6 protein-coding genes and 1 pseudogene are annotated in these 14753 nt (G+C 66.6%); all 7 read right to left on the bottom strand.

Annotated features, from left to right (window positions below; genetic code table 11):
- Positions 1-1175: 1175 nt before the first annotated feature.
- The 7 genes and pseudogenes from ADK86_RS26290 to ADK86_RS26260 all read right to left on the bottom strand — a co-directional run bounded on the left by ADK86_RS26290 (position 1176) and on the right by ADK86_RS26260 (position 14233).
- Positions 1176-1792: pseudogene (locus ADK86_RS26290) on the bottom strand (recombinase family protein).
- A gap of 192 nt (positions 1793-1984) precedes the next feature.
- A complete protein-coding gene (gene fxsT / locus ADK86_RS26285; RefSeq protein ID WP_053698827.1) occupies positions 1985-4663 on the bottom strand; it encodes an FxSxx-COOH system tetratricopeptide repeat protein in 2679 nt (892 codons plus the stop codon).
- Positions 4660-5121 carry a hypothetical protein gene (locus tag ADK86_RS26280; RefSeq protein WP_324611418.1) on the bottom strand — a complete coding sequence of 154 codons (462 nt, stop codon included), beginning with the start codon at positions 5119-5121 and terminating at the stop codon, positions 4660-4662. Before ADK86_RS26280 ends, fxsT begins: the two co-directional genes overlap by 4 nt.
- A 224-nt stretch (positions 5122-5345) precedes the next feature.
- On the bottom strand, positions 5346-8351 hold the full coding sequence (locus ADK86_RS26275; RefSeq protein WP_053698826.1) for a Tn3 family transposase: 3006 nt from the start codon (positions 8349-8351) through the stop codon (positions 5346-5348).
- 981 nt (positions 8352-9332) lie between these two features.
- Positions 9333-9620 carry a hypothetical protein gene (locus ADK86_RS26270; protein WP_053698825.1) on the bottom strand — a complete coding sequence of 96 codons (288 nt, stop codon included), beginning with the start codon at positions 9618-9620 and terminating at the stop codon, positions 9333-9335.
- Between the two features lie 31 nt (positions 9621-9651).
- On the bottom strand, positions 9652-10044 hold the full coding sequence (locus ADK86_RS26265; RefSeq protein WP_159393967.1) for a hypothetical protein: 393 nt from the start codon (positions 10042-10044) through the stop codon (positions 9652-9654).
- Between the two features lie 115 nt (positions 10045-10159).
- The gene (locus ADK86_RS26260; RefSeq protein ID WP_053698823.1) at positions 10160-14233 is read right to left on the bottom strand and encodes an SGNH/GDSL hydrolase family protein; all 4074 of its coding nucleotides are present in this window, start codon (positions 14231-14233) and stop codon (positions 10160-10162) included.
- Positions 14234-14753 lie beyond the last annotated feature (520 nt).

Raw genomic sequence — 14753 nt, 5'->3', positions numbered from 1 at the left:
CAGCTCCCACAGGCTGTCCGGCACCATCCGCTCGACAAGAGGGGCAGTCACCATCCCAGACTGCCGCAAGATCACACCAAACGAAATGACGTCTAAGGATGGCGAGCTCAAGCAGCCAGCGCATCACCGCTGTTCAGGAGACCAGCGTAGAAACCGTCCACACTTGAGTAGTCGGGGTTGAGACCAAGGTCCGGACCATACACGGATCAACACTCCCCCAACGCCGGTCGCAGCCAGCATCACAGCAGGTCGCCACCACGATGAGCCCTGTACCACCAGCAGACGAAGAACCTCCTCGTCTCGTATTCGCCGAAGGCTCTCGGGCTCTTCTGAGCGCACAGAAAAAGGCGTCTGACCTGGGCTTTTGCCCGTCAGGCGCCTTCTTCTCATCTCACTCGGGGCGAGATTCGTTTTGCGTGGCTCCTCCCAGTTTCTCCCACCGCTACACCCCTTCTGACCAGCTCTTCCGGACCAGTCACGGACCAAAATTCGGTTCACCACGCAGGAGCGCCTCCTCCGCTGACGCGGTCCCACTCCTACATGGACTGCTCGATGAGCCGGTTGGCCTGCTCCCGGACTTCGTCCAAGAACTTGGCGTAGTGACGGAAGAACACCTAGATGCTCTGACTCGCACGCCCGCGCCCATGTCGTTCCATAAGCCGCAGCGTCCACGTAGTTGCCCACCCTGTTGCGGAACAGCCGCCCGTCCGGTGCCACGCCGAAGCGTTCGATGTGCGGCATTGAGCATGCGCACGAACTGCGACGGGATGGGCACCGGCCGGGTCGCGGTGGCCGCGCGGCGCTTGAGCGAGTGCACCTCGCACCGCGCCGTCGTCCATCCACTCCTTGCCCGAGGCAACGACGCCACCGGACAGGTTCAGCAATCCCCAATCCCCAATCCCCAATCCCCAATCCCCAGCCATTATCGGGCAGATGGCACTGATCGAGCCGGAGGTGGATGACCTCCGCCGACCGCATGACCACGTAGTACATGCACCTGAAGAACGCTTCCAGGTGAGGGCCGCGCCCGCGATGCTCTCGTCGCGCTGGAGGACAGCGTGGCCGACGGCTGCTCGTCATGGGCCTGCCGCGGCCGGGCAGCTGACGCTGCGCACCGATGTCGCCCGCTATGGGGTGCCGGTAAGAACTCTGTCACCAGCCGCAAACGGCGGTGATCAGTCCTCGGACCTGGTGGGTTGGGGCAGTTCCGGCGTGCTCGTCGCCTCAGCGAGTGCGAGGCGACCGCCCTTCAGCTCGGGCACGTAGTTGTAGATCGTGTTCCTGGAGACGCCGAGGAGCTTCGCGATCGAGGTAACGGTGTTCTCCGGGCGGGCGAGCAGGTCGCGGGCATGGCGTACCTGCTCCTCCGTCATCGCCGGCGGGCGGCCGAGTCGGGCGCCGCGGGCGCGGGCGGCGTCCAGGCCCTCGTTGGTGCCTGCACGATGAGTTCGCGGATGAACTCCGCCAGGGCCGCGAACACGTGGAACACCAGGCGTCCGCCGGGCGTGGTCGTGTCGAGCGCCTCGTGCAGCGAGGTGAAGCCGACGCCACGCTTGCGCAGGCCGGACACGAACGCGATGAGGTCCTGGATAGAACGGCCGAGCCTGTCCAGCGACGGGACGACGAGGGTGTCACCCTCGCGCAGGTAGTCGAGGGCCTTCCACAGTTCCTCGCGTTCGGCGTTCTTGCCGGACTTCTTGTCGGCGAAGATCCGGATGCACCCTGCTTCGGTGAGTGCGTGGATCTGCCGGTCGAGCAACTGCCCCTTGGTGGACACGCGTGCGTATCCCACGAGGCCGCCGGTTCGTACGGCCGGTACGGGGGCGAGGAGATCGGCGGTGTCGTCGTCCTGGGGTGGCTGCACCCGCCAGATCGTACAGAAAACGGTGCCCCTCAAGTTCTTGAGCACATCGACTTTCTGACACCGTTTGATGGGCGTGATCCGACGCCGATCCGGCCGTGCGCCGCCGCTTACTGATCTTGCTCAACAATCGGTCGATTGCTGAGCGCCAGCCACATCGCTCCCCGCCCGTCCTCGCCAGTGGACAAGGGCATGGCGCGTGGCAATAGTGTGCGGGTGGTCCAGCCCCAGCACCCGTTGCTGATCCGTCAGTAACGCCCCAAGGGCCGCAGCCGCTCCAGCCGGGTTTCCCGCCTCTCCGCGCCAACGCGCGAGATACTGTCGAGTAATAAGAGTGTGATGGTGATCCGGACCCAGCACTCGCCTCCGATCCGCGAGCAGTGCGGCATAGTCACGGACGGCTCCGTCTATGTCCCCCGCTTTGCCACGGAATCGGGCCAACTGTCCGCGCGTGGCCAGCGTGTCGGGGTGATCCGGGCCCCACAACCTTTGCAGCGTTTTCAGCAGTTCGGCGAACGCGGCGACTGCCTCGGCCGCGTCTCCGGCCTCTCCTCGCCAACGAGCCAGGCTGATCTGTGTAGAGAGAGTGACCGGATGGTCGGAACCCAACACATGCCGCACTAACTCGAAGAGTTCAGCGCTGGCTGCGGCAGCTCCTGCCCGATCTCCCGACTCACCCCGCCAGCGAGCGACGTGATTCCGCGTGGTCAACGTGTTCGGGTGGTATGGACCCAGTACTCGTTCCTCGTCGGCCAGCAGAGCACGGTAATCGCTAACAGCGCCCATTGCATCTCCTGCCCTCCCCTTCCAGTAGGCGAGGAGGCCCCGAGCTCCAAGGGTGCCAGGGTGGTCTGGGCCCAGAACTCGCGTCTGGTCCACGAGCAGCTTCTCGGCTGCGCTTGCCGCTCCGGAGGCGTCTCCGGACTTCCCGGAAAGATGAGCGAAATCGGCCCGCATGGCGAGTACGGCGGGATGCGCTGGCCCGAGGATTGGTTGCTGGTCAGCTAGTAGTTCACCCAAAGCCGTAACCGCGCCCACCGTATCCCCCGCCGCCCCCCGCCACCGGGCGAGGACGTGCCGGGCGGTGAGGGTGTCGGGGTGGTCGGGCCCCAGGCGGGCGGCGACAGTGTCGGTGAGCTGTTGGTAGTGGTCTCGGGCGGCGGCGACCTGCCCGGCTTCACCGAGACTATTGCCGGTGCGGTACAGCACCGCATGCACGTAGGGCCGGTACAGGGCGTCCTCGGCGTGGCGGGTTAGCGCGGTGATATTGGCACGCAGGGCCTGGGCCAGGGCAGTGTCGCGTTCGGTGTCGGGCCAGGCGGCCAGGAGGGCGTCGGCGGCGGTGTGGACGTACCGGTCCTGCTCGGCGGAGGTGAGGGCAGGGACGAAGGCCTCGCGGGTGGCGCGCTGGATAAGCTGGTGGATACGGACGGCCCGGTGGGGGGCGTCGGGTGTGTGGTCGATGAGGCTGAGCCGGTCCAGGGCGCGCAGGGCGCGCACCGCGTCCCGGCGGGGGACGGACGACGGTGGCGGGGTGGGGTCCTGGCCGGCTGCGGTGCGGTGTTCGGTGAGATAGGTGCGGGCGGGTTCGCTGGTCAGGACGTCTTGTGGGATGCCGTTGGGGTCGAGCAGGGCGGCGAGCTGGAGCATGGGGCGGGCCAGGCCGGGCGGGCGCAGGGTGTCGGCGCGGTCGATGGACAGGGACCAGGCGGCGGCGAGGGCGGTGGCCTGGGCGTCGGGCAGCGCGTCGGGGGAGAGGTCGGTGAGGGTGGTGGTGCGGTCGGCCAGCAGGTCGCGGTAGGCGGCCGCGTCGTCGCCGGAGTCGATGAGGTAGGCGGCGGCCTGGGCCAGGGCCAGGGGCAGGTGCCCGAGGTCGGCGGCCAGGGCGGTGAGCTGGTTGTCCGGCTCGTGGCGGCCGTGGGCGGCCAGGGCGGCGGTGAGATAGGCGACGGCCTCGGCCGGGGTGTAGAGCCCGATGTCGATCCGGTGGCGGCCGTCCCCGGTCAGGGCGGCGTCGCGGCGGCGGGTGGTGACCAGGGTGCGGCCGTGCGGGCTGGCCGGCGGCCACAGACTGTACCGGGCGGCGGGATCGTCCGGGTGGGCGACCAGGTCGGCGGGGTCGGCGACATCGTCCAGGACGATCAGCCACCGGCACGGCCGCGCTCCGGCCTTGGCCGTCAGCCAGGCCAGGAAGCACCGGGCGGCCTGGTCGGGGTCGTCGGGGTCGGCCCGGCACAATTCGATGCCGGCCTGCGCATAGCCGTCCACGATGGCCTGGCGGGTGCTGGCGGTGACCCAGACCAGAACGTCCAGGTAGTCGCCTGAGGCGTTGTCCCAGGCGGTGAGCGCGTAGTCGGCGGCGAGCTGGGTCTTGCCCACGCCGCCCATGCCGGTCAGGACCTGCCCCAGCACGGTGGTGCCGCCGCCGTCGGCCGCCACCTGCAGCCGGTCGGCCTCGGCACGATGCTGGAAGGACTGCGCCCGGCCGGGGATCGGGCCGACCTGGTGCGGCCAGGCAGCGGGCTCCCGGGGGACACCCTGCACCACGGTCAGCCGCTCGACGCTGACTTTGTCGATGTAGCCGGTGTTGGAGAGGCTCCCTTCTCCCGTGGCGTTCGAGTTGCCGGTCCCGGAGACCTGTATTTGGGCAGCGGGGGCGCCGCCGGTGCTGGGGGGTGACCCGTGGTAGCCGGTGACCGCCGTACCTTCGGAGGCGGCCCCGGCGCTACCGGTACGGGCCACCGCCACCCGCGACTCGGCGGTGTCCGCGGACTGGTGCGGGCGTCGGCCCGCGGCGGTCATGCGTCCGTTCCTTCCTCGTCCGGACGCTGTCCGGGCCGGTCATCGCTGTAGTCGATGCCGCTGACGGCGGTGCTGCCCCGACCGGACGCCGTGCTGGAACCCGTGCCCTCCACGATCGCCGAGGTGTCGCCGCGGCCCCCCGGGCGCCTGATCCCCGGGACCGCGAGGCCGCCGCCCCGGGCCACGGCCGCGCCGGTACGGCGGGCCTCATCCCGCATCCCGGCGCGCTGCGGCGGGCCCGACAGCACCGCCCACAGCAGCGCCGCGACGCCGGTTGCCGCCTGCACCGACGCACCGGCGAACTCCCCCGCGCCCGGGCTGCCCAGCAGCCAGAACAGTGGCATGGAGACGATCGCGGCCACGGCCACGACGATGAGGGTGATCTTCCAGCGGTGCGTCACGCCGCTCTCCTCCCCGGAACCCGCCGCCGGGGGCCCGTACGCGGTGGTGTTGCCCACGACAACGCCCCGCCGTGGTCCACAGGTTCCGGCAAGTTGTCGCAAATCGGGTACCTGGCGTCCCGTGGGCGCAGTCCGCCTCATTGGTACACGCACCGCTCGGCAACCGGCCCCGCAGCCTCGATGCGTTTGTTCCCGCACGGCCCTCGGCCTGTGCCTGTGCGCTGGCCGAGCCGGAACGCCACACCCGTGCAGGGAGGGCGCCACACGGTCGCCGGCGTCGGCTAGAAGACGCGCGGCCCGGACGCGGGCACCGCACAGAGACGCAGACGGGCGTCCATGTCGAGGTTGACCTCCCCGTACGGGCGTACGTGGGACCAGAACAGCGGGGTGAGGCCGCGTCGGTCGGCAGAGGTGAGCAGATCGGCCCACTCCGGCTCGTCCAGGACGTCTTGGAGCATCAGGGTGTTCACGTACACCAGGGCCGATTGCAGAATCCGCAGGCACAGCACGAACATCTCCTGCTCGTCGCGCCGGTTCGAGGCGATCTCCCCGCCCTTGCCGTAGGCGATCACAGAGTTCGCGCCGTTGGAGGACTCCATCACGTTCAGGCCTTCCTCGACCTCCCGCTGGAGGTCCCTCAGCCGCAGGTAGCGGGCCACGAAGATGGTCTTCTGGGCGCGGCCGACCTCCAGCATCGCCGCGTAGGTGGGGTGGGAGGCGTTGCGGGTGAAGCGGCGCAGGATCGCCTCGGTGGACGCAGTACGGGTCCGGATCGCGGTCGCGTACTTGATCATCTGGTCGTACTGCTGGGCGATAAGTTCCCAGCGGATCGGGCGGGTCAGCGCCGGGGACAGCTGCGGGTAGGCGTCCGGCTCCCCGGCCACCGGCCGGTACAGCCTCACTTTGTTGATCCGCTTGATCCTCGGCAGCAGGTCGAAGTTCAGCAGCCTCGTGATACCAAACCCGATTTCCGACTGGCCGTGCGAGTCCGTGTAGTTGGCCTCCACGTCCATAGTCGTGCCGTGCCGCATCGCGCCCTCGATCATCGCCGCGACCTCGGACGCGGTGCAGTTGATCAGCTGGGAGTGAATGGCCAGCGACTTCTTCTCCACATGCCAGTAGATGAGCACCCCACGACCGCCGTAACGCGAGTGCCACTCTGTGAAGAGGTTCTGGTCGTAGGCGCGGACGTGGGTGGAGTCGGAGGCGACCGCGGTCGAGCCCTGGCCCCACAGCTCGGTACTGCGGGCGGCGAAGGTGGCGTTCGCGATCTGGACGGCGATGGCGCGAGCGGCCTCCGCCGACAGGTAGCGGCGGCGTACGTAGCGCAGCTCGTCCTCGGAGTGGCCGTGGCCGCCAGACGCCACCGCCTTGATCCCGGTGTTCGTGCCGTACGCGTAGATGACCAGCAGCAGGCGTTCGGCCAGCACCTCCGGCGAGAGGCTGCCGCCACCGGAGACGGAGGTGACCGCGTCCAGGCAGCCGGTCCGCAGCACCGCTTCCTTGAGCATGTCGATCAGGGGCACGATGCCCCATCGCCGCTGTACCTCGGCCTTGATCCTGCGCAGGTTGCGCGGCTCGGGCTGGGCCTCGGCTGGCGTGAGCCGGATCGCTCCGGACTTGCGTTCCGCGATGTCCAGCCAGGACAGCTTGGATATCTTGTCGTTGAGCAGGGCCAGTTCAGCCGTCATCTGTTCGCGCAGCTCGTCGACGAACACCGCGGGGTCCAGCGGCTTGCGCAGCTCCCGGTAGTTCTCCACCCGCCGGGCCTCGAAGTCGGCCGGCAGGTCCTCGTCCGGGTTGCGCCACTTGTCAGCGCCGACCACCCAGATCTCCTTGCACTTGAGCTGTTCGCGCAGCGCCTGGAAGGCGACGACCTCGTAGACCATGCGCACCACCCGGCGCCGGCCACGCTTGTCCGTGCGGTGCACGACCTCCGCCCAGTCCCCTCCCATCGCCTTGTGGACCGGCACCGTCTCGCCCAGCGGGTAGTACGTCGTGTTCCCGGCGCCCGCGTATCGTGCCACCAGCGCCAGGGCCTCAATCACCGGCCGGTGCATGTGGTTGGACGAGCGGAACTCCAGCACGTCCAGCAGCTTGATCAGACCGCGCCGGTAGTGGTTGGTGTACGACGCCTTCAACGTGGTCTGCACCGTGCGCCGATAGACCGGCCCCCGGGTCCTGAACTCGTGCACCAGCTCCCGCAGCGTCGACTCACCCCCAGACACCGCCGGGAACACGACCTGCCGCACCGTCCTTTCGGGGGCGCCGAGCGACGCCTCGGCGAGCTTGAAGAGGATGTTCTCCTTGCCCGACACCTTCTTGAACGCGTTGATCAGCTGCTCGGTGACCTTCTTCTCCGCCCGCGCCCCGATCCGGTGCACCGTGGAGATCAGCAGCTCCACCAGCGTGTCCGTGATCTCCCGCTCCCGCTCGTGCAGCAGCGCGGCCAACAAGGTCACCCGCAACGCCACGGGATGCGTCCGCAGATGGGAAGGCGACTCCACAGCGGCACGCGCCCTCCAGGCGGCCACGACCTTCGGCGCAACGTCGATGAACAGGTCCGGTGGCAGGCCGATCGCTCGTACCGACAGGAGCTTGTCGATCTCGGTGAGCATGGTCTCCAGACTCACGTTGCCCGGCGCTTCCTTGATCTTCCCCAACACCGGTGGCGCGTCCTCGCCCTGGGCCCCGCCATCGCCGGGCTCGGTGTCCTCGTCCTGATCCGTGTCGGCGGCCACCAGAGCAATCAGCCGCGCGATGCTCTCCGCGGCCAGACGAGAGGAAACTAAGGCCGTCAGCGACTCCTCGGCCGCCCTCAGCGCGGCCGCCACGATCCGGTCGCACCGCCCCGCAGTCGGCGGCTCGATGCTCTCTCCGCGGCACCACACCAGCAGCTCCACCCGCACCTGCTCGGGCCTGCGCTCCTTGTGCGCGACATGCTCGGCCAGATACGCCGTCAACTTCTCCGCGTCCGCGACGCTGCACTCACGAAAGCCGAGGTGCTCCCGGATCTGCGCGCGGTGGTACTCGACCGTGCGCCCCGTCCACTCGTACGACTCCAGCTCGGAGCCGGGCACCTGGACTTGCCGGGCCACGAACTCCACAGCCTCACCCGGCAGCTCCGCCCGATTCCGGGGAAACCGACCGTACTGCGTATAGAACTTCAGCAACACAGCGAAGCCCAGTCGCGTCGCACCGCGCTTGCCCGACACGAGCGCCTGCTCGTCCTTCAGCAGCGTCCAGTGCTCGACCAACTCATCCAGGTCCAACGGGGTACGGGCCACAAGCGCCGATCGTCCTCGCGGGACTTCACGCACCGCAGCCGTACGGCCCCCGGCTCACCCGCATGAGGGATGCCCGCCAAGATCACCGCCGCTTGCGGCTGGTGACACGGTTCTTACCGCCACCCCTACAACCGTTGTGGCCCGTGCTAGAGACGTTCTCCTGGCCTCCTCGCGCTCTGAAGACGCTCAGCGAGTTCAACGCCTTCGCCGACCCGCTCGGGCAGGTGAGCCCAACGCCGCCCGAGTAGTCAGCCAGCGTGCTCAGTTGATCGAAACCTTGGGCCCGGCCTCGATGCCGTAGCGCTGGGAGAAGCGGATGAACTCCTGGCCGCAGAAACCGTCGAAGCGCACATGCGGCGCCCGGGGATCGGCGATGCCCTTGGCCGTCGCCTCGAACAGCCCCCCGCCCGCGTCCAGCGTCTGCTTGAACGCCCTGTCATCCCCGCCAGGGCACTGCCGATGACACCGCCGCCGGGGTGCACCACCGTGGCGGTCAGCGTGTCGAACGCCTTGGCCTCTCCCCGCGGGGCCAGCGGCTCCAGGCGCCACACCTGGGTCTGCGGCCCGGTGCCGGTGTGCGGTTCGGGTCTGCACCGCCAGCGTGCCTGCCTCCAGCCCGTCCCCGCGCAGGGCGGCGCCCTTCCGCAGAGCCATTCGGGGAACCGCTGGCCCTCTGCGTGCCCCGCGGACCAGGAAAGCCGCTTGACGGCACTGCTACACCCCGCACGTCACGGCCGTCTCCACAGTCCCGGCGCACCTCAACGCCCGCAGTGAGCACGAGAACCGTTTCAGCACCCTCCGAGGCTTCCATCTGCCCAAGATCACGTACTGGCGGCTTCTGGGCTTCCCTCGTCGCCGTCTGGTTCCAGCCGACGCCGGATGGCACGGAGGCGGTGGTCGCGGTCAGTGGTGCAGCGATCGCAGCGGCACCGGCGGTGACCCCATCATCGAGCGTGAAGGGCCGTCGCAGGCGATTGAAAACTACTGACGGGCCCGGCGATTCACCCACACTATGATGGCTGCCCACAAAACGGTGACACCGACGATGACCAAGGCGGCTGTTGCCGTACCCTGATACACGCTCCAGGCCTTGTGCTGCAAATCGGCGCCTATGGCTTCGCCAGGCGTGTTGCTGTCGCCGTCGTGATGCCCGCTTTGCATGTGGTCAGAGGCAAGCACCCAACACACGCCGCGCACGAGGGAGGTGAGGATCAGTAAAGCCAAGCCCGTTGTGAACGCGGGCCACAGGCGCTTGGGGTGGCCTGTCAATGAATGCTCCTTTCAACATCACGCGATGCGGCTAGAGGCCGACGAGCCATCCGGCCAGGGCACCAGCGCACACGTAGCCCGTACCCGTGAAGATCAGCACACCTGGCGTTGGGTAAGTCGCCTGCACAAAGCCGATGAGTGCGGCACTGCCCGCTAGCAGCCACAGCACAGACATGCTGAGCACGTAGTGCCCTACAGGGCTGCCGGCCGCCATGCAGTGCGCTCCCGCCCACAGCAGGAAAGGAGCGGCAATAAACGTGAAGACAGTCGCAATGCCAGTCAATATGGCTTGCTGGATCAGCGGGAATTGTTCCTCATTTCTTCCCATGCCGTACCGGTGAGCAAGACTAATGCAGCCTAGCAATAGAGCAGCGACCAAGAGGGCGGTGAATCCCCCTTTAAGCAACGACTGTATGTCATTCACCTTCTTTGCGTCAGCGCGCCGCCTCAGCGATGCCGGGGCGGCGGTCCGTCTAGGACAGAAGGGGCGAAAAGAATATTCTTTCCGCCCCTTCACGGTAGTGCTTACACCCTGGAGGTCACTGCACCCAGTCCTTCATGGTGCGCTCCAAAGAGTTTGCGTATAGGCGTGCACCGGCGATCTTTGGGTGGAATGACTGGGCTGACAATCCGTAGTCTCTCAGGATTGGCCAGTCTTTGATCGGGTTGTCGCTGTCCACGGTGTGCAGGACCAATCCGTGAATGGTCTCTGGGTTGCCGCAGATTCCCTTTCCCTCGAAGTCTGGGATCGGGTTGGAAAATCGGACGTCGATATCGTTCTCGGCTTTGGCGGTGTCGGCTACCTTCTGCATGTTGGCCGCAAGTTCTCCCGCGACGCTGTCCAGCCAGGCATTCGAGTCTTTCGAAAGGCCGAACGCACCTAGGCGTAGACAGGAACCATTGTCAGAGATCAGCTTCGGGTAGCCCATGAGGACAATTTTGGCGTTCTCCGCCCTCTTGTGGATCTCCTGGATGGAGCGCATTATATCCGGCGCCACCACCTCCTTGATCAGTGCAGGCAGAGCCTGCCTGAAGTGCCAGCCGTGATACTTCTTGTCCCGGCCACCGATGTCCGTGTCCTCGTCTTCGAACGGCACATCGTCGCAGCTCGTCTTGATGCCGAAAGAAATCAGACACTTTTGGATTACGTGTGTGAAGCGGGTGTCGTTGCCTCCGATGGACATCGTGACCAACGTTGTGTTCTGGTCCAGGTACCCCTGTTCCACCTGCGCCAGTTCGCCGTTTTGGGGAACATTCATCACGTTGTACGTGCGTGCTCCGGAGCAGGCGATGAGGTGATAGTCCATGCGTGGGTCGAGGCTGTCGTCCAGCGCTCCGATGGACGTACCGAGGCCGGGCGCAGCAGCCTGCCGGGACCACGCCATCTTCGACCGGTGGCAGGCGTTGCGTGTTGACTCGTTCTGCTTGTCGCGGTAGTTGCTTTCCGGGTAGTAGTCGCGGTTGCCTTCGGAGGCTCCTTCTCCGGAGGAGTAAGAGTCGCCCATGGCGACGATGGAGTGCTTCGGCTTACCGGGCAAGGGCTGGAAGGCGACCGAGCCCCAGGCAATGTCCTCGTCCGCAGTCCCGTCCTTCGTCACGTTCGACAGCTCCACCTGCGGTGTCCCCGTGAAGTGGAACACGCCGAGGCTGACCCACCGGTCGGCGCGCTGCGGAACCAGGCGCCTATTGCTCTTAGTGTCCGCATTTTGCACGACGTAGGCGGCCTGTCGGGTATGGGCGCCGGTGTCGGGCAGATGCACCAGCACACGTGCCCAGTCGAGCTTGTGCCCGAGTGTCCACTGGCCCTTGATCGTCATCCGATTGCCGTCGCCGCCAAGGTTGTCCTCGTTACGGGTGTGGCTGTACCAGAAGTGACCGCCGTCGCCGCCTCCGATCGAATGCAGATCAGCTTTCGCCTCGTAGTTACCGTCCCAGTCCGGATAGAAAGTGAACTCGAAACTTCCCTTCGACGAGGCCGATCCACATTTCGACCAGGTCTGAGTGCCGTTGGGGATAGACGTGACAACCTCGGAGCCCTTCGGTGCGGTGTCACATACCGGCTCACCATTCTGCAACCGATAGCCGCGCCCGGGCTCGGAACGCAGGGTCTCGTACTTGATGCTCTCATGCCCGCATGACTGCTCGCACAAGACCTTCCAGACCGCGTTCTCCTGATTCCACCAGAACTTCCGGTAGCAGGCCTCGTCCGGGCAGTCGACCGGGGTTTCGGTGCTGCAGCCGTTCTTCTCGTTGCAGAAGGTGTCCAGCAGCGGGCTGACTTGGGAGCGGGCAGCGTCGTTGTTCCACCAGGCGGGGCGGAAGCCGGCGGAAGAGAACCCGGAATCGCCCACCCAGTCCTGGCGGCCGTCCGTGCCGTAGGAGAAGCCGGTGTCGATGGACCAGGCGGCCCAGCCCATCACCTTTTCTTCGTAGGGCCAGTACTGCGGGTGGGCCGCGTCACGGATGTTGTTCTTGTTGATGCTGACGTCCATGAACGGGTGGTCCCAGGCGCCCTTCTTGTACAAGGGGTTCGCCGGGTTGTTGTACCAGCCAAGGCCCCAGTTGCCACCGTTGCTGGCGGCGGCCGACTTGGGGTTGAAGCCGAGGTTGTAGTTCCAGGCGGCGGTGAACCAGTTCTCCACCCGGGAAGGGTCGTCGTTGTTGACCGTGATCTTCTGGCCGTCCTCGTGGACCTCGTTCCACTTGTCGGCGAGGATTTTCATGGAGGCAGCGATGTTGCTGGCGTAGTCGATCGCGATGAGCTTTTGCAGCTTAGGGTCGAGGCTCGTCTCGGTCTTCTGGCCTGTCTTTTCGTCTATCTTCTCGTGTCCCGCCAGGCGCATGCCGTCGGTGACCTGTCCGACGCCGTAACCGCAGTCGGACTTCTTCCAGTTGATGCGCCAGTAGCCCAGCAGGGTGTCCTTGGGATTGTGGCCGTAGTAGCCATCTGTGGCGGCCAGCGGGTTGCCCATCTGGCCGGGTACCGCACCGTTCTCGGCCTGCCACAGGTTGGACTCCTGGGCCAGGATGCCGAGAAGAACGTTGGCGGGGATGCGGCCGCCGCCCTTCAGCTTCGGCAGGGGAAACAGCCCTTGCGGGTCGATCGTGCCGAGGCCGGCCTGGCTGCGGTAGTCGCCCTGGCGGATCCACTTGCTGCGCAGTTCACCGCGGACGGCCATGTCCACCGCCCACTCGACCTGATTGGGCGTCGGCTGCAGCGCCTGAGCGCTCATGTCGTTGCGGGAGACGGAGCACCAGCGGTCGGTGTCCCGGGGATCGTGGGAGACGGCGGCTGCGGTACGCGTCATCACCCGTGGTGCGGAAGCGCCCGTCAGAGCGGGTGAGAGGACGTTACCGGTGCGCGGCTGCGTGGCGACGACCCGTTGCTGGACCTTATTGCCCGTCGTCGTGGCGGTCGATGTGACCGTGAGCGGAGCCGCGTCACCCGCGGTGCTGGGGGCCTGCCCGGAGCGGTCACGCACGCCCGCTTCGGGCTCGTCGGCCTTGTCGAAGCCTTTCCCGGCCCCCTGGATACGGGTCAGGCCGGCGCGGATTCCGGGGGTGAGGACGGGATCAACGGCGAGGCGGCCATGGGAGGAGACGTCGGTGTCGGCCGGCGCATCGATTCTGGTGACGCCGCTCCCCTGCGTCTTCGCGTCCTTGGTCTTACCAGTAAGAAACGCGCGCCCCTGTTCGCCGGGTACGAGGTCGAGGTCACCGAGGCGTCCGGTGGCGATCGTGCGCGGCTTGCCGTGGCCGTCATACACCTTCGCCTGGGCCGTCTTGGTGTCCTTGCGGTCCACGAAGCCAATGCGGTCCCCCGTCATGGGGCGGATGTCGAAGGGGATGCTGTCGCCTGTGGCGAGCCGGCGGGTCTTGCCCTTGCCATCGATATGGACGAGATCGCGGCCGAGGCCGGCGACCACGCCGTCCTTGACCGGGGCCGCCGAGGACACCTGTCCTTGCAGCTCCCCCGTCGTGGCAACCGATTTGCCGGCCGTGTCCACGGTGATCACCTGCGTCTTCACTTTCGACGCGTCGTTCATGTCGCGGTACTGGGTGAAGGCGGCAGTGTGCGTGGTGGTGTTGCAGGTGGGGTCGAAGTAGGCGAGGGTGCCGGTGAAGGGCAGCTTCGTCACATCGCCCGTCTTCGTGTTCACGATCGCCGTGAACGCGCCGCCCTGCATCAGGTCGGGCTTGTTGGTGAACGCGCGGGGCGCGTACACGGCGGCGACGTGGTCGCGGTCCATGACGCACTGGTTGCCGATCCATGAATCGGCGGGCATGCCGGGCTCTGAAAGGGCTGCGACCGTCTTCCAGTCGTACGCCTTCGCCTCATCAGCGACGAGAATCCGGTAAGCCTTCGCGTCGGCCGCACCGGTCACGGCCCGGTCCTGGCTCTTCTTCCAGTCCTTGCCGAGGTTGGTATCCGGATTCGCCACCCGAGCCGGGCCGGGGTCACTCGACGGCTTCGGTTTGGCGGGCGCAGCCGCACCATGAACGGGATCGGTTGGGGTAGGGGTTTCTGCAGCGAGTGCCTGCGACATCAGAGGGCCGCTCGCGACCAGTATGGCCGTAGTGATGAGCAGCGGTGTGCGCAGACGTCTCGGCATGTGGTGATGCCGTGTCAAAGCGTTCCTCAGGTAGTTGGCTTATACGTGGACACGTTGACCGCAGTCAACCTGCGGGGGGGGGACGTGAGCCCCGCGTTTTATGGAAAGGAGTCCGGGAGGCTCGTCTGCCTCGGGTGTTGCGGCCTCACTCCAGCCATCGGCCCAGCCCTTGGGCGCCACAGGGGTTCCAGTCGCAGCGGCCTGACCGGTAGTGACCCCAACGGCCAGCGAAAGTCATTGGCAAATAGGCGCGCCTTAACCTGCCACGTTTCAAAGCTCTGCCTTTATTTTTGGGCATATGAAACTGCTTGTGAATGAGGCGCGCAAAACACGATGCACTTATGCGCGTCACGACCCCCCTGAGGCGCTTTCCTGCCGTTCAGAGGGGTCGTGGCAATGCTTTTCGATGATCAGTTGCGAAGAGCGCTAGTGGGCCTATCCAGGTGCCGCTTCGGGCAGGGGTCAGGAACTCTACTACCCTCTGAAGGGCTGCCATGCATAAACAGAGGGGCCGTTCTGA

The sequence above is a fragment of the Streptomyces sp. NRRL F-5755 genome (genome assembly GCF_001279365.1).
GTDB classification, from domain to species: Bacteria; Actinomycetota; Actinomycetes; order Streptomycetales; family Streptomycetaceae; genus Streptomyces; species Streptomyces rimosus.
This window is presented reverse-complemented; position numbering and strand designations above follow the sequence as displayed.